The sequence below is a fragment of the Mesorhizobium sp. M1342 genome, assembly GCF_040317955.1.
GTDB lineage: Bacteria > Pseudomonadota > Alphaproteobacteria > Rhizobiales > Rhizobiaceae > Mesorhizobium.
In genome coordinates this window covers 137751-157836 of sequence record NZ_JAMYLI010000008.1, presented here as the reverse complement: position 1 = coordinate 157836, position 20086 = coordinate 137751, and the positions used below count along the sequence as shown (strand labels likewise).

Annotated in this window: 20 protein-coding genes; 10 read left to right on the top strand and 10 right to left on the bottom strand. The window is 59.5% G+C overall.

Going from position 1 to position 20086, the window contains the following annotated elements:
* Positions 1–15 precede the first annotated feature (15 nt).
* Positions 16–1635, top strand: coding sequence for an ABC transporter ATP-binding protein (locus NKH06_RS10585; protein WP_023808496.1), 1620 nt, complete (start codon positions 16–18; stop codon positions 1633–1635).
* 33 nt (positions 1636–1668) lie between these two features.
* Here NKH06_RS10585 and NKH06_RS10580 read toward each other — a convergent pair whose 3' ends face one another.
* From NKH06_RS10580 to NKH06_RS10570, 3 genes are all read right to left on the bottom strand, one after another.
* Complete coding sequence (locus NKH06_RS10580) at positions 1669–2013, bottom strand: hypothetical protein (RefSeq protein ID WP_352893002.1); 345 nt, start codon at positions 2011–2013, stop codon at positions 1669–1671.
* A 224-nt stretch (positions 2014–2237) separates the two neighbouring features.
* On the bottom strand, positions 2238–2678 hold the full coding sequence (locus tag NKH06_RS10575; protein ID WP_352893000.1) for a hypothetical protein: 441 nt from the start codon (positions 2676–2678) through the stop codon (positions 2238–2240).
* Positions 2679–2684: 6 nt separating this feature from the next.
* On the bottom strand, positions 2685–2927 hold the full coding sequence (locus tag NKH06_RS10570) for a hypothetical protein (RefSeq protein WP_502914448.1): 243 nt from the start codon (positions 2925–2927) through the stop codon (positions 2685–2687).
* Positions 2928–3084: 157 nt separating this feature from the next.
* Here NKH06_RS10570 and NKH06_RS10565 point away from each other — a divergent pair, with 157 nt between their 5' ends.
* On the top strand, positions 3085–3546 hold the full coding sequence (locus NKH06_RS10565; RefSeq protein ID WP_352892998.1) for a hypothetical protein: 462 nt from the start codon (positions 3085–3087) through the stop codon (positions 3544–3546).
* A 537-nt stretch (positions 3547–4083) separates the two neighbouring features.
* Here the strand turns inward: NKH06_RS10565 and NKH06_RS10560 are convergent.
* The 4 genes from NKH06_RS10560 to NKH06_RS10545 form a co-directional block, all read right to left on the bottom strand.
* Positions 4084–5421 (bottom strand): site-specific integrase, encoded by a 1338-nt coding sequence (locus NKH06_RS10560; protein ID WP_352892996.1) that lies wholly within the window; start codon positions 5419–5421, stop codon positions 4084–4086.
* Positions 5422–5871: 450 nt separating this feature from the next.
* A complete protein-coding gene (locus NKH06_RS10555; protein WP_352892994.1) occupies positions 5872–6030 on the bottom strand; it encodes a hypothetical protein in 159 nt (52 codons plus the stop codon).
* 155 nt (positions 6031–6185) lie between these two features.
* Entirely contained in the window at positions 6186–6872 is a 687-nt protein-coding gene (locus NKH06_RS10550) for a hypothetical protein (protein WP_128302933.1), read from the bottom strand.
* Positions 6873–6926: 54 nt separating this feature from the next.
* The gene (locus tag NKH06_RS10545) at positions 6927–7145 is read right to left on the bottom strand and encodes a hypothetical protein (protein WP_023808489.1); all 219 of its coding nucleotides are present in this window, start codon (positions 7143–7145) and stop codon (positions 6927–6929) included.
* A gap of 123 nt (positions 7146–7268) precedes the next feature.
* Here NKH06_RS10545 and NKH06_RS10540 point away from each other — a divergent pair, with 123 nt between their 5' ends.
* The 6 genes from NKH06_RS10540 to NKH06_RS10515 all read left to right on the top strand — a co-directional run bounded on the left by NKH06_RS10540 (position 7269) and on the right by NKH06_RS10515 (position 12591).
* Positions 7269–7490 (top strand): DUF6471 domain-containing protein, encoded by a 222-nt coding sequence (locus tag NKH06_RS10540; RefSeq protein ID WP_023808488.1) that lies wholly within the window; start codon positions 7269–7271, stop codon positions 7488–7490.
* A gap of 237 nt (positions 7491–7727) precedes the next feature.
* Positions 7728–8189 carry a hypothetical protein gene (locus NKH06_RS10535; protein ID WP_352892991.1) on the top strand — a complete coding sequence of 154 codons (462 nt, stop codon included), beginning with the start codon at positions 7728–7730 and terminating at the stop codon, positions 8187–8189.
* Between the two features lie 244 nt (positions 8190–8433).
* Complete coding sequence (locus NKH06_RS10530; RefSeq protein WP_352892989.1) at positions 8434–8799, top strand: hypothetical protein; 366 nt, start codon at positions 8434–8436, stop codon at positions 8797–8799.
* 6 nt (positions 8800–8805) lie between these two features.
* On the top strand, positions 8806–11199 hold the full coding sequence (locus NKH06_RS10525) for a primase-helicase family protein (protein ID WP_352892986.1): 2394 nt from the start codon (positions 8806–8808) through the stop codon (positions 11197–11199).
* Between the two features lie 23 nt (positions 11200–11222).
* On the top strand, positions 11223–11708 hold the full coding sequence (locus NKH06_RS10520; RefSeq protein ID WP_128302937.1) for a hypothetical protein: 486 nt from the start codon (positions 11223–11225) through the stop codon (positions 11706–11708).
* 325 nt (positions 11709–12033) lie between these two features.
* The gene (locus NKH06_RS10515; RefSeq protein ID WP_352892983.1) at positions 12034–12591 is read left to right on the top strand and encodes a hypothetical protein; all 558 of its coding nucleotides are present in this window, start codon (positions 12034–12036) and stop codon (positions 12589–12591) included.
* A gap of 157 nt (positions 12592–12748) precedes the next feature.
* Here the strand turns inward: NKH06_RS10515 and NKH06_RS10510 are convergent, their stop codons facing one another.
* The 3 genes from NKH06_RS10510 to NKH06_RS10500 all read right to left on the bottom strand — a co-directional run bounded on the left by NKH06_RS10510 (position 12749) and on the right by NKH06_RS10500 (position 17807).
* Positions 12749–13111, bottom strand: a complete 363-nt coding sequence (locus NKH06_RS10510; protein WP_352892980.1) for an excalibur calcium-binding domain-containing protein — start codon at positions 13109–13111, stop codon at positions 12749–12751.
* A 719-nt stretch (positions 13112–13830) separates the two neighbouring features.
* The gene (locus NKH06_RS10505) at positions 13831–14202 is read right to left on the bottom strand and encodes a response regulator (protein WP_128302939.1); all 372 of its coding nucleotides are present in this window, start codon (positions 14200–14202) and stop codon (positions 13831–13833) included.
* A complete protein-coding gene (locus NKH06_RS10500) occupies positions 14202–17807 on the bottom strand; it encodes a PAS domain-containing protein (RefSeq protein WP_352892977.1) in 3606 nt (1201 codons plus the stop codon). Before NKH06_RS10500 ends, NKH06_RS10505 begins: the two co-directional genes overlap by 1 nt.
* Before the next feature lie 599 nt (positions 17808–18406).
* Between NKH06_RS10500 and NKH06_RS10495 the strand changes: the two genes are divergently transcribed.
* Together NKH06_RS10495 and NKH06_RS10490 are read left to right on the top strand one after the other, a co-directional pair.
* Positions 18407–18547, top strand: a complete 141-nt coding sequence (locus NKH06_RS10495) for a hypothetical protein (protein ID WP_352892974.1) — start codon at positions 18407–18409, stop codon at positions 18545–18547.
* On the top strand, positions 18544–19404 hold the full coding sequence (locus NKH06_RS10490; RefSeq protein WP_352892972.1) for an enoyl-CoA hydratase/isomerase family protein: 861 nt from the start codon (positions 18544–18546) through the stop codon (positions 19402–19404). Before NKH06_RS10495 ends, NKH06_RS10490 begins: the two co-directional genes overlap by 4 nt.
* Positions 19405–20086 lie beyond the last annotated feature (682 nt).

Genomic DNA, 20086 nt, shown 5'->3' with positions numbered 1-20086 from the left:
ATGGGGATCGCCGAGATGGCTGCTTCCGAAACGATCCTCAGCGTCAAGGATCTGCGTGTCCGCTTCCGCACGCTTGACGGCGCCGTCGAAGCAGTCAAGGGCATCAACATCCATGTCAAATCTGGCGAGACCGTTGCCGTGGTTGGCGAATCCGGGTCCGGCAAAAGCCAGACGATGATGGCGGCGATGAGCCTGCTGGCATCGAATGGGGAAGCGACAGGCAGCGTCGATTATCGCGGCCGCAATCTTCTGACGCTTAGCAAATCCGAGCTCAACCAGGTTCGTGGCCGCAAGATCAGCATGATCTTTCAGGAGCCGATGACTTCGCTCGATCCGCTCTATTCGATTGGCAATCAGTTGATCGAGCCGATCCGCCGGCACCGGGGCCTGAATGCCCCCGACGCGCGGGAAGAGGCGCTCAAGCTGCTGCGGCTGGTGCATATTCCCGATCCCGAGCGGCGGATGAAATCCTATCCGCATGAAATGTCCGGTGGCCAGCGCCAGCGTGTGATGATCGCGATGGCGCTCGCCAACGACCCTGACATATTGATCGCCGACGAGCCGACGACGGCGCTCGACGTGACCATCCAGGCGCAGATCCTGATGCTTCTGGCCGAATTGCAGCGCAAGCTCGGCATGGCGATCGTCTTCATCACCCACGATCTTGGCATCGTCCGCCGCTTTGCCGACCGGGTCTATGTCATGCGCCAGGGCGAGGTTGTCGAGGAGGGGGAGGCGGAGGCCATCTTCGTCAATCCCCAGCATGCCTACACGAAAATGCTGCTGGCGTCCGAGCCGACCGGCAGCAAGGCGCCGCCGCCCGCCAATGCTCCGGTGCTGCTTGAAGGCAGAAATGTCGAAGTGACGTTCAGGATTGGCGGCGGGTTTCTTGCTGGTGAACCGCTGATGCTGCGTGCCGTCGATCACATCTCGATCCGGCTGCAGCGCAACCAGACCATCGGCATCGTTGGTGAATCCGGCTCGGGCAAGTCGACGCTCGGCCGCGCCTTGCTGCGGCTGTTGCCGAGCGACGGGCTTATCCGTTTCGGCGATCGCGACATTTCCCAAGCCGACAGGCAGGCGATGCGGCCGCTGCGGCGCCAGATGCAGCTTGTCTTCCAGGACCCGTTCGGCTCGCTGTCGCCGCGCATGACCGTCGGCCAGGTCATCACCGAAGGACTTCTGGTGCATGAGCCTGATCTCTCGGGCAAGCAGCGTGATCAACGCGCGGTCGACGCCTTGCGCGAGGTCGGCCTCGACCCCAACGCACGCAATCGCTACCCGCACGAATTCTCCGGCGGCCAGCGGCAGCGCATCGCCATTGCTCGCGCCATGATCCTGAAGCCCAGGCTGGTGGTATTGGATGAGCCGACCTCGGCGCTCGATCGCTCTGTGCAGAAACAGATCGTCGAACTGTTGCGCAAGCTGCAGGCGGACCACGAATTGTCCTATCTCTTCATCAGCCACGATCTGTCGGTCGTGCGCGCCATGGCCGACTACATCATCGTCATGAAACAGGGCAAGATCGTCGAGGAGGGGCCGACCGAGGCGATCTTCAGCGATCCGCGGCACGCTTACACACAGACGCTGATGGCCGCCGCGATCGACATGACGCGATTTCGCCTGAGCGCCTGAACCAGGCTTCGCACCGATACACTGGCTGTCCGCTCAATTTGTGGAGCTCGGGCACTTGCGTGCTCGCACAGCGGCAATGGCATCCTGTTGCTGCTTGAGCCGGTCGATCCTGGCTGTTTCACGGTTGGCCACCGCGGTCTTCACGCGTGAGCCGCCGAGCAGCCAGCGTGGAACATTGGTGTTGGCGACCTTGCCGCGCGTGATTGCCGTTTGCGAGATGTCACGGGCGACGTCTCCCATCGCCCTGTTGAGGTCGGTGCACGTCATCGAATCGTATTTCGCTGGATCGACGGTTCTGCCGAGCGATGAACAGCCAGCGACGAGAACCAGCGTCGTCACGAGAATCAAGGGCGAGGCTGTGGTTGAATTCAAATTCATGTCGCACTCGGCCCGCCGTTTCACTGACTCCATCAAGTTCACGACCCTAAGACCGACAGACCTTTTCGTCAAAATGTGCGGCCTCGAAGAAACCTCCCACTGGGCCCGGCCTTTGCGGCCGACGCAGGAACATCTCAGTCACTGGAATTGCTATCTGCCGAGTGTTGGGCTCAATCGCTGGCAAACGGAGAGTACCGGTTCCGGCGACGTCGGGGCGTCCTTTCCTACGCTGCCTCGGCCACGAACCTCGACGGGGGGCAACCGCCGAGCACTGTCTGAGCGATGTCGGCGTCATTTTCATCGACATGCGCCGTCACCAGAACGACCCCTTCGGCAACCTCCTGATCATCCGCCTTTATGGCGGCCGTGGCGAATGTTCCAAACAGACCGGCAACGCCGCCACAGACCGCGCCAGCCACCGCTGTTGGCAATACGCCCGCAGCAACAGGATTGATGCCATAGGCCGCAACGGCACTCAGGCAGACCAACCCGCCGGCGGCAGCGCCAAATAACGATCTCAAAGCGGAAACCCGAAGAGATCCCGCCTCGTCATTGTAAGGCCCGATGATCGCGATCTGTACGCGAGGAATTCCGGCTGCCACCAAGTCGCTGGCGACCCGCGCCGCATCGGCGGGGGAATCAAAAAGTCTGCAAATCGTCGGCATGGTCGCTTAACGCTTCTGGCTGTTCAGCGTCGTCTCGGTGAGGAATGACGTGGCAATCAGATCGTCAACCTCGATTCGGCCCTCGCCGCCCTCCATGATGGCTGCGACCTTCTGAAAAGTCTTCATCTCGTCTTCGGTAATCTGGGCTTCCTGCATCCTGGCCTTGATCTCTGTCATGCGCATGCTCAGGGCATGGGATTTCTTGGTCTCACGGTTCGACATGCTGCTGCTCATAGTTTCATTGATCATTTTTTGCCCGCCACCCGAATTTGGGGCAAGGGCAAACGTTTCCAACCCTGGACTTCGGTCGGGGAGGGGTCGGACCTAAGTCTGGTCGTGGGGCGCAATGGTCTTGCCGACGGCGCCGCCAAAAGCATGACCCAGGATGCGTGCCAAAAGGCCTTTCGTGGCCCGACTCATCAAGAATCGGGCCGGAGATCTGCGATCAGTACCCGTCGTTCTCGATCACAACGGGATGGTGCCGATGGTGGTGACGATGGGTGGAGACGGAACCTGTCACGACAACAGTATCGCGGTGATGATGCCGGCGCCCATGGTCATAGAACGCTACGGTACCATGGCGGCGGTGGTGCAAGCGCTGACCGTCTTCGTTGATGATCTTGACGCTTTCGTGATGTCGATGATGGGTTCTAACAACCACATCGGCTTCGGCTGCCGAAGCCACAACGGGCAGTCCAAGGGAAAGCGCCAACGCGCACATGATCATTGTTTTCATTGCAGTTTTTCCATTTTCTTAATTAGCCCTTCATTGGATAAACTGCCCCTGATCGCTTTGGTTCCGGTCGTCCGGCATCGACCCGAACGTTCACCGGTCATCGCTGGATCTCGTCAAACGGCGGAACATTAGGCGTGCCTGATGGTTTATTTCCCGCAGCCGGGATCACGATTTGGTGTCTGCTGCGGATCAGTCGGCAAAGGCTGGTCGGCCCGCGTTCTCTGCCAGAGGCGCGGGCTTCCCAGGCAACAGGAGAGAGATCATGAACAATATCATTTGGCTCGTTGGAGCTGTGGTCATCGTGATAGCGATCTTGAGCTTTTTTGGCCTCCGCTGAGGGGGACGCGCGTACCAGTCGGGATGTTTACCGGAAACTGTCCGCGAGCGCACGCATGAAGGCATCAGGCGGCCGGTTGAGACCGTCTGGTTACTGTCCAGCGCAACAGGCATCGCTGTCGGCCGGGTCATAGAGGCACGGCGGATAGAAATTCGCCCATCCGACTGGCGGGGGACGCGAGTAATCTCGCTTGAGGCGCAGGTGGAGCGCCGAAGTCGGGATGCGCTAACTCTTTGTTTTCTCTGGTCGGAGTGGCAGGATTTGAACCTGCGACCCCCTCGTCCCGAACGACGGGGTCTGCCAGAAAAAGCCCGGATTTCCGCCATTCCTCATTACGGTCGGCGACCTTTGTTCACCTTTGTTTCTAGCATATCTGTGGGGTTTCTGTGGGGGCCTGTGGGGACGTTCGTCGTCTGTGCCTCCGGCATGCGGACCACATTTTTTGGAAGGCTCCTGTAGCGCGACTTGGAGACAATCGCCTCGGCCGCCTCCGCCTGGAAGTCTGGATGATGGTGGCCATACGTCTGGATCAGCATCTCGACGGTCATGCCGAGGAAGCCAGCGGCTGCCCAAGGGTCGGAGCCTTGTTGCATTAGCCATGTTGCAGCGGTGTGGCGGAAGATGTGCGGAGTCACGTCGGTCCGGAATATGCGTCTGACGCTTCCATCCGGGGCTTCAACATCGTCGTACCAGCCCAATCCGGCTGCCTCGACCACCGAGCGGAACGCCTTCTTAATTGACTGGACGGGCTTCCCGTTCCACTCAACGACGTAGTCGTGGGCTATCATTCGACCGACGTTTGAGCTCTTGCCGCGACCCATGGTCTTGATCTCCAGCGGAGTGATAGCCCATCGCCGTACATGGGCAAGCAGACGATCGGGCAGACGCACCGGCGGCTGGCGCTTCTTGGTCTCGAGGCGACCAGCTGCGCGACGATAGAAAACGCCGCGCTCCAGGTCCAAATGGCCCGCCCCTTCGGTAGGTCGAACGGCGGCACCACAGATCGCCGCCGAGCGCGTGCCGGTGTAGAGCGCGACAAGGATAAAGCGCGCGACGTGACGCCCTGTGCGACGGTGGCTAGCCCGACCTTTCCACGACTGACGCATACGCCACGCAGCGCGGATCAAAGCCGCCGCTTCGTTTCGTGTCAGCCAGCGATCTCTGGGCACGGACTTAGAGGGCAGCACGATGGCCGGCGCTGAGGTTATGTAGCCTTCTCGATGATAGTTGTTCAGTGCTGCCCGCAAGTCCTCCAGCTGCCGCCTAGCGGCTGCACCACCGCCGTGTGCTTTAGCATAGTCCCGGCAGCTCTTACCGTCGATGTCGCCGATCATCCTGTTGCCAAACCAGTTCAGCACCGAGACCATACGGCCAGCGGTTTCCTTCGGCTTGGCGTGATTTGGCGCGATGTCGGTTAGGTAGACACCAATGGCGTCGGCTATTGCGACCGTAGCGGGATCACGACTGCGCTCGCGGACCGGCTCGTACTTTTCGGTGATAAAGCCGGCGAGGCTTTTCTCAGCTTGTTCGCGGTTGCCAGTGCCGCCGCAAGCGCTGACGAAGGTGCCGCCGTCACGGATGAACCAGCCGGCCCGGCTCCGCAAGGATCCGTCCTGCTTCCTGCTTTCGTCCCGCCAGACGAGGCGTGCCCCTTTCGAAGTCCTCGACATCTTTCCCTCATCTCGGCGATCGCGGCCAAGGTGACATACTCCTTCCCCGCGATCATCTCTGTTACTAGTCGGCCAGCATCCCGTTCCTTGCGCAGCCCTGGTGCCCCCATCGTACCGTCGGGGAAAGCGATTCGAGCGGCTATGTCCAGCCGGAGCGGCGCGTTTTGGTCAGGGCGATTGCTTTTCTCAAAAATGCGGTTGGTCATAGATCAGAAGACACGCTGGTGTGTGGAAGCCATAGGTGGCGGAGCCAGCCTGATCTAGTTCGCTGGACAATATGGTTCTATGGCCCTTGGGCGTGGTACTATAGGGGGAGAGGCTTTTCTTGACCGCGGGACGGACGGCGGCGAGTGCTATTACCCGAAAAAGCGAAAATTTGTGCGTGCCGTAGGTAGGTCCATTCCCGCGCAAACCCTGCCCGTCAGCACAGAATATCGTGTGCCCCTTCCGCTAGTCCCCTCGAGGCGCGCACGTGATCGAAAGATCCGCGGTCGAGCCGGTTCCAAAACCTTCCGGCAGGTGGCCGAGATGCAGGGCGGAAATGTCGGCCGAAAAATCCAGCCGGCTGTACCGCTCATCCTCGTCCCCGAAGCGGGACAGCTCGGCCAAGCAGGCGCTGCCCAGCCGGTGGATTCGTTGGGGGTACGACTGCCGATCCGGCAGATCCGAAGAACGCCGCGCGAGCCTTGGGCAAACGTGCCACCGAAGAAGACCATTGGACAAACATTGGCTGCGTGAGGAAGGAGGAAGTGCGTGGCAAAGGATCATTCAGGATCCTCAGGATCAAACTTTGCCATGCGTTCAACGGCCTCTCGAAGCGTTGCCGCCTTCCGCCGGCCTCGCTCCTGGATCATCTCTCGGAGCCGATCAGGCAGGATGGTCGCCACGAAGTCCGCCGAGGTTATTTCGGCATCCTGATAGGTGAACTTGAGCGCCGTTGCGCCGACCAGATTGACGTGTTGGGCAATGACGGACGCGAGCTCGTTGAGGCTGGCGGCGTGGGCGTACAGGAGCGCGGTGGCTACAGGCGATCTGCGGATAATTGCATTGCTGACCAGGAGCTCGAAGCCCTTCCACCACATCAGTTCCCCGATGCCTCGCCCTGTGACCGAGGCGGCGGACTGAGCCGCGCTCACGTACCTGGCCAGAAAGTCATTTTCATAAACGACTTCGTGGTCGCCTCGCGCCCAGTTAACCTCCGCGTTTCCCTTTTGGTTAACCCTTGCGTGGAGATAGGCCCGCGGTTTCCTGTTCTCATCGCGTACGGCGGAGCTCCAGTTGGCGGGATAGATAAGGACATCGACGTGTTCTTGGTTCAAGCCGCAGGCGTAGTCGTTGTCGAGCATTTGGGAGAGATCCTCGTGTAGTCTGGATGTTCCGGTCCGGTCGCGATCACGCGCCAGGGCCAGATAGTCGGAGCTCGAGATGAACGGGTCGAACAGTTTGGTCATTGAAAGTCCTTTGAGGAGGAAGGCTGGACGCCGTGAAGTTTGGCTTCGGCTATGTTAGGAACGAGTCGCCCGTTCGAAGCGGCGCATGACATGGTGATAGACTTCAGGGGTCTTGTGGCCGGCGTCCGTCATCAGGGTGGCAGCGCTTCGCAGCGTTTCAATCGTTGATTTAAGGGCTGTAAACTCTTCATCTTCGTGATGAAGGTCCAGTTCCGAGGAGAGTTCGCGAAGGAGGTCGGTCAGCACTTTTGCCGTTGTCTGGTCGATGGTCATGTTGTGAGTTCCTTGGGATTGGTAGTTGATCGTATACGGTGTGTTTGCACTATATGCGATACATAAGTGGCGCAAAATTGCCTTCAATAGGCCGCCAAAGATTTTTTGCTGGAGAATGTTCGGATGACCGAAGCCGAGTGGGAGCGACTGATCAGCGGGGTGTTGAAGGCCGAGCTAAAGCTTCAGGGTCTGAGCTACGCCGACTTGGCCGAGAAGTTGGCTGTCATCGGCGTCGAGGAGAAGGTGCCGAACATCCGCAACAAACTGTCACGCGGACGCTTCAGCGCTGTCTTCCTAGCGCAGTGTCTTCACGCGATAGGGTCGAAGAGGCTGAAGCTCGACTGACTTTTGTGGGGGCGCCGGCGCCTGGTCCATGCAGTGATATAGACACAGCTACCGCGGCTAGTTGACCAGTCGGGTTTGGGCCCTTGGACCTGGCTCAGGTTTTGGCGCAGGCGGGATTGGTCACTCGGAGACGATCTCGACGGAGTTCTCTTCCCCTAGAGTATCGCGGATTACGCGCCTAGCGGAACGAGCTTGGCGGGACCAAATGGGTCGGACCAATCCATTGAAAGGAAACCAATGTCCGACAAATATTTGACAGTCTCAGAAGTTGCCGACTTGCTTGGTGTGCTCAAAGAAAACGTTTTGCGAATGGCTGAGCACGGGGCGCTCCCACCTCCGGTCACGACAAACGGTGAACCACACTTTCCTGAGGAGCCTATCTTGCGTCGACGTGAGGAGGAGGACGACGCTATCCCCTCTGCAGGCGTCTACCTCTCGACGGGCGAAGATTTTTTCTATCATAGGGTGGTGAAGGCCAGCCACATGCTTGTCTACAAAAACTGTCCATTCGCAGTTTTCAGTCTCTGGGACAAAAGCCTTCACATTCGCCCATGGCTCACACACTTGGTCGATGATCTTCCCGATCACGAGACCATCTTGCTTTCCTGTGAGGACGCAAGTGTCCCTGAGGTCAGTTTGGAGGATCTTCCAAAGCCCACTTCAATCGCCTGGGGGCCGGACGGTACGATTTGGATGTGATGGTCGCAGCTCCAAATGTGAGCCACTGATCCCAGCAAGCATTAGTACCGCGTCATGGATGCCGAGTTTCAAATGCTCGGCGTCCAAAAGGCTGCACTTGTGTGGTTCGCGGCCTGCGCACGTCACACGCCTCGTGGTGAGATCTGACTGCAGCACGACGCAGCACACTTCGGTTGTTCCCCTCATCGGTAGTCAACATCTGTTCGCCACTGGCAGCGGCCAGGTGAACCGAAAGGCGGAATACATGAAAGAACAAAGTCCCATAGACCTCTTCCCATATTTGGCTAAGTACGAAAGACATCTTATGGTCGACCACAAGGTAGCTCTAAAACTTCACATCACCAAGCAAGCGCTCATCGAACTGGTACAGGCAGGGTTGGGCCCGAAGCCCCATCCCGCCTTTGCGTCTGGACACTACTGGTTTTCGAAGGCGTTCGTTCCAAGCTGGAAATCCTGGGCAGCTCGGGAAGCAGGTGACGACGATATAAGGCAAGCGGCCGATATCATTCTGAAAGACGATCGCACTCGGCGCATTCGTGAGTTCGAACACTATGACAACGCAGATCCGCGCAGGTTTCTGACTACCTTATTTTCTCGGAAGGCATGGTAGGTCCGCATGCAGTCCGACAGGAAACAAATTAAGAACTACGTCGAGCGGATGTTCGGGCAGGACAGCGGGGGAAACCTGGTTGTCTTCGAACGCGATCTGTCGGGGGAACGTAAACGGCATGCGGTCTTCCCATACGCCGATCGGGAAATCGTCTTCGACTTCCTGGCAGCGCAGCCCGATAACGTTCATCGGTATCTCGCGGTGGCCCTCCACGACGGGCAAGCCTTTGAGGAACAGACGCGCCGAGGGGACACAGCCTGTGCCCTCGCCTTCTTGGCGCTCGACATCGACCTGGCTACGGGGGTCCACGCTGCCACGAACCTCCCCAAAACCGAGGAACAGGCGCTCGGTCTGCTAAATGAAGCCGATCTGCCCGAGCCGACTCTGGTCATCCATTCTGGGGGAGGACTCTACCCGATCTGGCAGTTTCAGCAGCCGCTGCTTTTGGAAAGCAAGGACGATCGGAGCCGCATTCAGCGGCTCTGGTCAGCGTGGTATGAGCAGGCCCGAATAACTTGGGAACGGCATGGCCTCAAGTTGGACCCTATCGCAGATCTCGCGCGTGTCCTGAGGGTCCCCGGCACTTTCAATCCTAAGACTAAGCCGGCCAAGCCTGTCCGCATCTTGGGCACGTCAAGTGATCGGCTCTGGACCCTCGAGCAACTGGAAGACGTTGTCGCGGATCGGGTTGCTTCGAGTTCCAACAATTCGCCGCGTTTCGGCGAGCACCAACTAGCCGACGCGCTTCGTCAGGAAATGATGTCGGGCGACGAAGATGCCTGCAAGAATGCTGCTGGAGCTCTGGCGATGATCTCCGGATGTAGTTTTCTCAAAGGGTGTGACGAGGGCAGCGAACGCCTAACAGAACCGCAGTGGAAGGATGCTGCGGACCTTCTGGCGCACATTCCGGAAGGGAGGCGGTATTTTCACAATCTGTCCAGCCGTGATCCCCGCTACTCATATCGCGAAGCGGAGGCCAAACTGGATCACGCCAGTAAATACCGCCCGAAGCTATGCGAGACGATTGCCGAAACAAACTCCGAGTGCGACGGCTGCCTGTTCCGTGAAGGAATGGTGATTCGCACCCCGGTGCAGCTGGCAAAGTCGGAACCGGGGCTTGTGCCACTGCAGGGGCGATATGTGCTCGACGCCAAAACTGGTTTGTTCTTTGACATCTCGACGGGACGGGACAAGACGAAGGACGATTTCGATCGCTCCTTCACGCGGAATATACAGAAGAAGCGGCTGGCCAGCACCACTTTCCGCAATTCGGCACTCTCATGCTTGGCCGATGAACACGACTTCCTGGTTGGGAATGACAAGCTCATCGTCGAGGAAAATGGCATCCGGACATTCAACACCTGGCAGGACGGAGGCGTCGCCGCGGTGGAAGGTGACGCCTCGATCTGGCATGACCATCTTCGCTATCTTTTGCCTGGCGAGGGCGAGAGGAAATGGGTTCTCCAATACCTTGCTCATCTCGTCCAGCGGCCGGCTGTTAAGATCAAGTCGGCTATCGTGCTGCAATCTAAACAAGGCGTCGGCAAAAACCTCTTGGTGCGCGCCGTAAAGCGCATGTTTCATGAGAACGATGTTCGCGAGGTGTACGGTGGCATCCTAGGCGAGCGTTGGCAGGCGGAGCTGGGAAACACTCGTCTGCTAGCCCTCGACGAACTGCAGATCGACGAGCTGAAGACCGCTTACAATCGCCTGAAGAGATGGACCACGGAGGAGATCCAGTCCGTCGAGCGCAAGGGGGTTGATGCGTTCAACGTGAGAACGCCGCGCGGCATCATCATCATGACCAACAGCGACAAGCCCATGGCCATCGAGCATGACGACCGGCGGCTCTTCGTGTGCAAGGTGGAAGCCGCTAAACGGGAGGACGCATACTACAGTGAACTTTGGCAGGTAGGCATGTCAGACGAGAGCGTTGCGGCCTTCAAGCACTATCTCCTCCACCTCGATCTATCAGACTTCGACGCGAATGCAGAGCCGCCGCTTACCGGTGCCAAAGAAGAGTTGATCCGGGCCAGCGCATCCCTTCTGGAACAGGTTATCACTGAGCTTCGGGAAACGGGTTCGGCGCCGTTCAATCGTCAGGTGTACCTGGCAGAAGATGTGGCCAGCGCCGTTGAAGAGCGCATGAGGCGAACGGTAACCGTGCAGCAGATCACTCCGATCCTGAAAAAGCTCGGTGACTGCAAGCGGAGCACTAAGACATCAGTCCCGCGCCTTGGAAGATCGCCGCGTGGCTACGTCTGGGCGTGGCAGGAGGTGGAAAGGTGGCTAAACGCTTCGAGCGACGAGGTCAGAACTGCTCTGGTGGCTAGAGACGTGGATGTCATGACATCGGGATTGATGCCGATTGTCGCGGCGGCTGTCCAAGTGGCCAACTGACCAGGTGCGCGGAGCAACGGACCATGCAGACTTGTATCTCTTCTAGCTATCACTTTGAAGAAAAAGAGGTTGGACAGTTGGACAGCTGGACACCGAAGGGGATCGCCAAACACCTCGACGTAAAGCACTTCTTCTCGGTTGCCATGACGACAAACCTTCCTCCATGGCGCCCGATACCATCTCGCCTCGCGGCAAGGTTTCTTGGCGCCAGCCTCCAGAGCTTAGCGAATTGGAGAATGCGCGATTTGGGGCCCGCAACCGAGCCGATGCGTCGGGGGCAGGGCAACCGAATATACTATCGCCCTGACAAGATCGCCGAGTGGCTCTCTGGTGGGAAATGTTGCGACTGGCAGTTCTCGGCTTTGTGGCTCCAGCACATGGGCATGCCGCTCGATGTGATCAGCGAGGATGCCGTACGCGATCGTATCGCCCAGCTGGAGGGCGTGAGCAACCTATTTCCGGCAGTCAATCGGCTCTGGCGGAATTTCAGAGAGGTCGAGGCAGCCTAGGCCACGTGAAATAATAGTACGGAACGCGAGGAACACTCACGTTCGGCAGCGCATCTCGCAGAAAGCTAGTGGACCAGTGCAACCGCCGACTGGCTTCGTCGTATCAACCCCAGTTCAGCGAACTAGGCCCTCCGGCGAGGCGATGATTCCTGCCTACAGGTCTTTCGCGGCAACATTCGGCGTATCAAGCTGACTGGGCTCGGCCTTTCTGGCCGATACTATAGGGCAAGTCTAATCTGCCCATCGAAAGGCGAGACAGCGGTGACTATTTCACAGCTCGAGCCGGCGCGGCAAGCGTGTTGGCGGCGAACTCGAAAGGATGTCGATGGAATTTCGTGAATACGTATCGCTCGCAGCTAATTTTTTTGAACACAGGTGGGATTGTAATTTCCTCTATGTAAACTCTGACATTGATGGGACTGCCATCAGATATGTAGTGCAGGAAACTGAAAAAATCGGCGAAAGAGGATTCCTCTTTCTCTTCCTGCAAACAGAAAGCGGAAATGCTGAATCGGCAAAATCTATAGTCAGCTATCTCAATGAAAAATATACCTGGGTGAGCGTTGTTGCGTTAGAACAATGCCGTGGTGCTGGAGCCGCAATGTGCGGCGGTTTCGATGAAGTGTGGGTCAGCGAACCAAACGCGCTTCAGGTAGCATATCAGTGCCAAGTGCCCTTCCACACGCTAAACAGAGAAAAGGTCTGGAGTGAATTCAAACTCCACAACGAAATGGGGGATCAAGATGATGATGGAAGGTTCGAAAGGGATCTTCAGGAACTCACAGAGGACGTTCAGAGAATGATCTCAAGGCAACCGGTTCAGCAACGTGGCCGTGACATCCGGTATTTGAACAAAATGGATCAACCGAAGCACGTAAGGTAGTATGGGGCAGTTCCAGCTGGTGACCTGTCACTTAGCTGGTTTTTTGGGAAAGGCGCAGCTGCGTTGCGCCCCTCCTCCTATATTTCATCCGTGCCGATACCCGGGGGTAGCATGGGGCCGACATCCAATCAGTCGCGAGATTGGCTCCACTTTTCCGCTACATGTTGAGGGACAACCCTAGTTGTTGCTGTGGTGACGTTCGACCATGAGCATTGGGACAAGCCCAGCGCGGTCTCAGCAAAGGCTCGCAGGCCATGCCGTCGGCGTCACGGTCCAGCTTGCCGCCCCGCGAGCAGTAGTGGAGATACCACTGGGCCTCGTCGCATGAGCTAATCTGGCCACACGTTCGCCTTCGCGCGCACGACAGACCGCTTTGCGCAACCAACTTGCAACTGATGATGCCTAGAGGCTGGCGCGACGGCGCCGCGCCGTCCGCGTACGCCGCCCGCCAGTCGCACGGCTCTTGGAGTTTCCCCAAAATCCGCCTTGGTCGCTTCAGCCTTTTGCCCGCTACCTGCATAGGCGCCGTGGCGGTAGCGAGGCCTAATGCAGCGCTTGGCCGTGCTCGACCATCCAGTCCGCCACGCTGGTGCCGTCTGCGCGCCGGCAATCGCCAACGAAGCAGTAACAGCGATCCCACGTCACGAACGTGCGCTGTACTGTGTCGATGCCGCCCGAAACGCGTCGAGCGCTTCGGCCGACCAATAGCAGCACGGATAGTCTAGGAGACGACCTCTGCTGTGAGCTCGATGGGATGAACTTGGCTGCTGCTGTTTTCGCCGGACAAAGGGTTCCTCATTCTTTCTGCTTGGTGAGTGCAATCCACAGCCTGCCCCAAAAGAATTCCACCCTCTACGAAGGGCATTCGAGCGAAGGACATTGGGAATGGTAGCCTGCTTAGGGATCGGTATCACTGACGGCGCCAGCATCAGACCTCTATTCCTTATGCAGGCCCAACGATATGGCCGCTTTGCGCCCAAAATCGGCCGATAGGCCGTTCCTATCCGTGCCGATAAGCGGGCATCGATAAACAACCCGCCATGAACGGCTTTCGCCGCAGAGGGGAACACCCGCGCGGTCCAGCCCGAGACCCGGACGTGGCCTTCGAGGGACTCGCGAACAGAGATGTCATCGTCGACGACACAGACCGTTTCGAGCGTTGTCAGGCCGGGGTACTCCTATGGCGGAGGGCGGGTGAGGGGCCATCGTCGCGTTGAACGGCTTTTGCATGCAGAACCCTCATCCCCTTCCTAGCGCAGCTTCCACGGCCTTGACGATCGCCTCCTCCGTAAAAGGTTTGAGCAGAAAAGCCACCGCGCCGCGCTCGAGCACTTGCGCTTCCAACATCGCATCGGCGTGAGCCGTTATGAATACAATGCCTACGTCGATTTGCCGATTCAGAAGCTGAATCTGCAGTTCGGGGCCTGTCATCCCCGGCATCGAGACGTCAATAACCAGACACCCAGGCGACGTCAGTACTTCGGAAGCGAGAAAAGCTTCCGCCGACTCGAAGGGGCGCGTGACGAACCCGTAGGAATTCAGGAGGTCAGGAAGGGACTCACGAACGGATTCGTCGTCGTCCACCACGCAGACCAGATCACGGTGCATCATTACGCTTGCCTTGAATTGAGACCTGCAACCTCTACGGCCTTGCACGGCAGGGAGAATGTGAACGTCGCTCCAGGCTCGTTCCCGTTGGGTACCGCCGTGAGGCTGCCACCGTGGGCCTGGATGATCGAGCGACTGATGGACAGCCCTATCCCCATGCCATCGGGTTTGGTCGTCTGAAACGCCTCGAAAAGCTTTTCGGTCTCCTGTGGGTTGATACCGTGCCCGGAATCGCGGACTTCAAGCGAAATATCGCCATCGGGTTCGCACCGGGTCGCGATCCGAAGCATTCGGACACGGTCCGTGACCTCGCTCATGGCCTCAGCGGCATTCAGGACGAGGTTCAGAATAACCTGTTGGATCTGGACTCGGTCCGCGGCAGCGGGGGGCAGGTCTCCTGCAAAGGTCGTTCGCACGATCACACGGCGACGCTGTAGTTCGCTTGCGAGAAGGGCAAGGACTTCGCGGGCAATCTCCTGCAGGTCGATGGGTTCAAGGGTCGGGGCGCGACGAGCGTAGAGCGAGCGCAGGCGCTTGATCACTTCCGATGCGCGATTGCCGTCACGGAGAGTGCGCTGGGTGTTCGCTAAGGCTCCCGCCAAGTCAGGCGGCTCGGCCGCGAGCAGGCGCAGGCAGGTGCTTGAATTGGTGATGATACCAGCCAGTGGTTGGCTGACCTCGTGGGCTATGGATGCGGTGAGCGTGCTAAGCGCCGTCACGCGCGCGACATGAGCCAAGTCCTCACGTGCCCGATTGAGGTCGTCTTCGGCAAGCTTCCTGGCCGTGATATCCTGCAGCGCGCCCATGAACACCGGGCGATCGGGAATCTGGTCGATCCGATGGCCGACCACTTGAGCGTGGCGGATACCCCCATCGGTGTTAATAACACGGAATTCGAGCTCGAAGTTTTCGCCTATTCGCGCGCCGCCGATCAGGGCCTCGACCTGACCCACGTCGTCCGGATGAATCGCCGTCATCATCATGTCCATAGTCACCTTGCAACCGGGCTCAAACCCAAACACTTTGTAAATGACCTCAGACCAATTGTGCTCATCAGCATGGACGTCCCAGGTAAAGCTCCCGGTCTGGCTCAAGCGTTGGGCCGCGGTAAGGTAAGTGTTGGCCCGTGCCAGTTCGTCTTCCGCCCGTTTGCTGACCGTGACGTCTTGCGTGCTGCCCAGGTAGAGGAGACGCTCAGCGACTTCCGGAATGCGCGCAATGACGGTGTGGACATGCTTGGTCTCACCGGCTGGCGTGACGATCCGATAGAAGACGTCGAAGTCGGTCCCGAAGCGCTGACCGTCGGCGGTAACCTGAGCAACCCGGGGCAGGTCCTCGGGATGGATGCCGCTGAAGATCGTGTCCATTGTCGGAGGCTGTTCCGGGTCAACGCCCCAGATCCGATAGTTTTCGTCTGACCAGTCGATATCATCGGACTCTGGGTCCCACGTGAAGCTGCCGATCCGGCTGAGCGACTGAGCGATCTTTAGGTAGCGGTTGGCGCGCGCTAGCCTCGCTTCACTCGCCTTAAGAGCGGCCTCAGCGAGCCGGTCTTTGGTTACGTCTTGGTTGCTGCCGATATAAACAATACGATCGGTGATCTCGGGAATCCGGGTGCTAACGGTGTGTATATGCTTTACGCCTGCCGACGTGACAATGCGGTAGATGACATCGAAGTTCTCGCCAGACCGGCGGGCACCATCGATGGTCTTCAAGACCACATCTACATCGTCGGGATGGATTGCGTTCACGATGACGTCTAACGTGGGCGTGACGGCCGGGTCGACCTCCCAAATCCGATAGTTCTCGTCCGACCAGTCAAGCTTGTTGGAATCTACATCCCAGGTGTAACTGCCAACGCGACTGAGGGTCTGCGCGGCCTTGAGGTAACGGTTGGCACGCCGCAGACCAGCCTCACTCGCCTTCAACGCCTCTTCGGCGACTTTGGCTTCGGTGATGTCCTGAAGTGCGCCGAAATAGGCCGGCCCATCCGTGGTTTCCGACATGCGTGTGACGACCGAGCGAATATGCTTGGTGACGCCCGCGGGGGTTACGATGCGGTGCACCATCTCGAAGTTGGCGCCTGCCTGCGTCGCCTCGCTCATGCCCGTCGTGACCCACTCCCGATCATCGGGGTGGATTCCGTTCAAGACCATCGACATTGCAGGTGGTAGCGAGGGGTCGATGCCCCAGATTCGGTAAGACTCGGCTGACCAGTCGAGGTGGCCTGTTTCAACCCCCCAGGTGAAGCTGCCCGTCTTGCTGAGCCGTTGGGCCGCGGTTAAGTACAGGTTGACCCGCATGAGATCCGCTTCGCCCGTCTTCAGAGCCGCTTCGGCCAGCTTGCTCTCGGTGATGTCCTGCGAGCTGCCGAGATAAACCGCCCGGTCAGAGATTTCGGAAATGATCTCCATCACAGTATGCAGGTGCTTCACGCCCCCAACAGGCGTGACGATGCGATAGAAGACCTCGAACCCTTCCTTGGCTTGCGTAGCCGCGGCGAAGGTCTCCAGCATCTGCTCGCGATCCTCCGGATGGATGGCGGCGATGACCATCTCTATGGTCGGGGGCACGGCCGGATCGAACTCCCAGATGCGATAATTCTCCTCCGACCACACCTGCTCGTCGGAAGCCGTGTCCAGCGAAAAACTGCCGGTCTTGCTGAGCCGCTGCCCTCCCACTAGGAAGTGGTTGGCCCGCCGGAGGTTGGCCTCCCCGGCCTTCAGGGCGAGGTCGGATCTGGCGCGCTCGATAGCGATGCCGGCAATGCGCGCGAAGCGGTCGACCAGTTCCTCGTCCTGGCCCGTGGGGCCTTGCGGCACATGCTTGTAGATCGCGAAAATCCCGAGCACGTTTCTATGACTGTCAAAGATCGGGGCAGACCAGCACGACGCCAAGCCGAAACCCGTGACGAGTTGCGGCCAGGGCGACGCTGCCCAACGAGGATCTCGCGGCGGGTCGGCGGCGATAATGGTCGCGCGGGATACGACGGCCAGTGAGCAGGGGCCGTACTCCGGGTCGATCTTCAAGCCTTCGAGCGCCGCGTTGTAGTCTGCCGGAAGGTTTGGGCCCGCCGCAACCCGGAATCGCTGCCCGTCGTGGTCGACGTAGAGGATACTGCACACCGAGCTAGACGAGAGATCCTCAACGAGAAGACAAAGCTCGTTAAGCACGCTAGGAAGCGGCAGACCACGTGCGACGAACTCAAGCAGACGCTTTTCCGCCGCCAACTGAGCCTCGGCCCGCGTGCGGTCCTCGATATCGGTGTTCACGCCGCACCAACCGATCAGGTTTCCCGCCATGTCTCTGAGTGGACGGGTCTGCAGGTTGAAACGCCTATAGACACCATCGTGTCGGCGGAGCCGAGCCATCACGTTGATTTCCTCAGGCGCCGTGACGCTAAGGGTTTCTTTCCACGCCGCCTCAACGACCGCCAAGTCATCCGGATGGAAGAGCGAGATCCAGCCGGAAGCGTTCGCCAGCTCGAGCGTAGTTCCCGTGTACTCGCGCCAAAGTCGGTTGACGAAGTCACAGGATCCGTCTGGCGTGGCAGTCCATACCATCCCTGGCAGTGCGTCCAGCAGGCGAGTCTGATCCGTCTCCATCATTGACTTTCGTGCTGTCCCCGGTTGACGAGAATGCAGAGCCCGACCCGCACGCGTCCATAGGACTATGGTGTCGGTCGTCGCGGTTCCTGTAGCCGCTCTCGTTCACGGCTTGTTAGCAGCACTCGGAAACGGCCCAGCCGTAGGCCGCTGGTTGTCCACGAAGCGTGACAGGAATCTAGTGGTAGGCGTTGGTGACATTGCGGCCCCAGATCCACTCTCGGCGCTTGCCGTCTGCGCTTTGGAGTCCGGCGCAAAGGTCCGCCAGGCGCCGCCACCTTCTCCTTGGCTGCATCAGCCAATCCAAGTTGATCCTGGAGGCTTCCGGGACCGTCGGACTTCTCGGCGCCGCTGAAGGTGTGGGTTGGGGCCAGCTATCGCGTGACTGGGCCAGTCGATCGCGCGGCCTTGGGTCGCCAAGTGCGCCTTTGGTATAGCCAATACCATCGCTCAATTTTCGGTCGTCGGCGTGCCGCTTAGTTCTACATCCGTACCTTCGTGACCGCGGGCTCGCTTCGGCTCTGGCGGGCGGGCTGCCGCGGCCTTGACGACAAGGTCGAGGCGGGATGTCCCCGCGGCGCACTGACAAACGGAGACGGTCAATGAAGATATTGATGATCCTCACCTCCCATGTGGAGCTCGGCGAGGCGACGCGTTGGGCCCACGAGGTCGATGGCCAAACTAACCCCCATGTGATCACCACATCCGCGCTGATCGCCGAACTCGAGGAGGTCGTGTCTTGAGCGCCGCAGGTTATTTCGCCATCGACCGGTCGGAGCCGGGCATCTGGCGCGCTACCTTCTCCAATCCGCCCATCAACCTTTTGCCGCCAGCGGCAATTACGGAGTTGCAGGCCATAATCACGGCGGCGGAGGCAGATGCGTTCGTGCGGGTGATGGTCTTTGACTCAGCAGACTCCGATTTCTTCATCGCGCACTTCGACACGGCCAAGGCCGCCGAGATGAGCCGCGAGCCTGGATGGAGCGGCCATTCGCCCTGGATCGACGTTGTGATTCGGCTGAGCCGCTCGCCCGTAATCAGCATCGCCAAGATCAGCGGGCGGACAAGAGGGGTCGGAAGCGAGTTTGTCCTGGCGTGTGACATGCGCTTTGCCAGCCGCCAGCGCGCGATCCTGGGCCAGCCGGAAGTGGGCGTCGGCCTCCCGCCGGGGGGCGGTGCGCTTGAGTGGCTGCCGCGCTTGGTGGGTCGAGCCCGTGCACTCGAGATCGTGCTGAGCGGCGACGATTTCCGAGCCGACGTGGCGGAGCGCTACGGTTGGATTAACCGGGCCCTCGACGATCACGCCCTTGGGCCCTTTGTCGATGATCTCGCCCGAAGGCTGGCGTCTTTCGATCGCGAGACCCTGGGCGAGATCAAGACCTTGGTGAATCGTGTCGGCGTCCCAGACGGCGACGCGATCGAAACTAGCAACCGGGCATTTTTCGATGCGCTCGCCCGAACCGCCGCACAGGCGCGGCGCAGCCAGCTCGCGGGTATGGGCTACGGCGAGCGCAGCGATTTCGAACTGAACTTTGGGCGGCGGCTGCCGGACCTGCAGCCCGGCGCGGCCCCCGTCCTATCCGCTGCTAGACCCACCTAGAAAAACCGAAATTCACACGAACCGGGTCGGTTTTCCCGACCATGTCCGTAAGGCGGCCATCAAGCTGCTGCAAGCCTCGGCTCGATCACGACACGCAGTTGGAGCAGTGGCACTGGGACGTCCTTGGATGGGCTTCTTCGGGCGGCATCATCCCTTCGATGCCGTGCATGGCGAGGTCGAGGCGTTCGTCGGCACCCTTGCCGAACGCATCGCAACACTAGGAGAGAAGCGCGTGCAGACGACCGCCGCGAAGCATGGCGGCGGCGATGGCCCAATTCGCCAAGGCGCACCAGATCGACATCGGTTCCGCTACCGCCGTTTCCGATGCCGACGCGGCCGACGTCATCATGGAAGTCCCCCGGGGCGCGGACAAACAGCTCAGTTTCGTGGAAGCGCCTCTTGATGAGCGCTGGCACCTGCGCCACCACTTCATGCCTCGGCTCCGCCGTCCCCACGCTTGCCAGGCGCCTCAAGGGACCCCCAGGCCGGAGGCGCCGCGCCTTGTTTTCTGCCCGGCAAAGCCGGTGGAACTTCTCGGATCAAGGGCCGCGGCCTCGGTCCCGAACTTACGAAAGTCGCTCGGGACGCCCGACGCCGTTTGCATTGCCCTTTGCCCACACTTTGCGATGGCTCTCCGGGTGACACCTTGGTGTCCGCGACACCAAGGTGCAATCGACTCACT

Bases quoted from the DNA above. Each gene is read 5' to 3' on its own strand.
- NKH06_RS10585 (WP_023808496.1), top strand. From the start codon at position 16: ATGGCTGCTTCCGAAACGATCCTCAGCGTCAAGGATCTGCGTGTCCGC.
- NKH06_RS10580 (WP_352893002.1), bottom strand. From the start codon at position 2,013: ATGAATTTGAATTCAACCACAGCCTCGCCCTTGATTCTCGTGACGACG.
- NKH06_RS10575 (WP_352893000.1), bottom strand. From the start codon at position 2,678: ATGCCGACGATTTGCAGACTTTTTGATTCCCCCGCCGATGCGGCGCGG.
- NKH06_RS10570 (WP_502914448.1), bottom strand. From the start codon at position 2,927: ATGATCAATGAAACTATGAGCAGCAGCATGTCGAACCGTGAGACCAAG.
- NKH06_RS10560 (WP_352892996.1), bottom strand. From the start codon at position 5,421: ATGTCGAGGACTTCGAAAGGGGCACGCCTCGTCTGGCGGGACGAAAGC.
- NKH06_RS10550 (WP_128302933.1), bottom strand. From the start codon at position 6,872: ATGACCAAACTGTTCGACCCGTTCATCTCGAGCTCCGACTATCTGGCC.
- NKH06_RS10545 (WP_023808489.1), bottom strand. From the start codon at position 7,145: ATGACCATCGACCAGACAACGGCAAAAGTGCTGACCGACCTCCTTCGC.
- NKH06_RS10540 (WP_023808488.1), top strand. From the start codon at position 7,269: ATGACCGAAGCCGAGTGGGAGCGACTGATCAGCGGGGTGTTGAAGGCC.
- NKH06_RS10535 (WP_352892991.1), top strand. From the start codon at position 7,728: ATGTCCGACAAATATTTGACAGTCTCAGAAGTTGCCGACTTGCTTGGT.
- NKH06_RS10530 (WP_352892989.1), top strand. From the start codon at position 8,434: ATGAAAGAACAAAGTCCCATAGACCTCTTCCCATATTTGGCTAAGTAC.
- NKH06_RS10525 (WP_352892986.1), top strand. From the start codon at position 8,806: ATGCAGTCCGACAGGAAACAAATTAAGAACTACGTCGAGCGGATGTTC.
- NKH06_RS10520 (WP_128302937.1), top strand. From the start codon at position 11,223: ATGCAGACTTGTATCTCTTCTAGCTATCACTTTGAAGAAAAAGAGGTT.
- NKH06_RS10515 (WP_352892983.1), top strand. From the start codon at position 12,034: ATGGAATTTCGTGAATACGTATCGCTCGCAGCTAATTTTTTTGAACAC.
- NKH06_RS10510 (WP_352892980.1), bottom strand. From the start codon at position 13,111: ATGCAGGTAGCGGGCAAAAGGCTGAAGCGACCAAGGCGGATTTTGGGG.
- NKH06_RS10505 (WP_128302939.1), bottom strand. From the start codon at position 14,202: ATGATGCACCGTGATCTGGTCTGCGTGGTGGACGACGACGAATCCGTT.
- NKH06_RS10500 (WP_352892977.1), bottom strand. From the start codon at position 17,807: ATGATGGAGACGGATCAGACTCGCCTGCTGGACGCACTGCCAGGGATG.
- NKH06_RS10495 (WP_352892974.1), top strand. From the start codon at position 18,407: ATGAAGATATTGATGATCCTCACCTCCCATGTGGAGCTCGGCGAGGCG.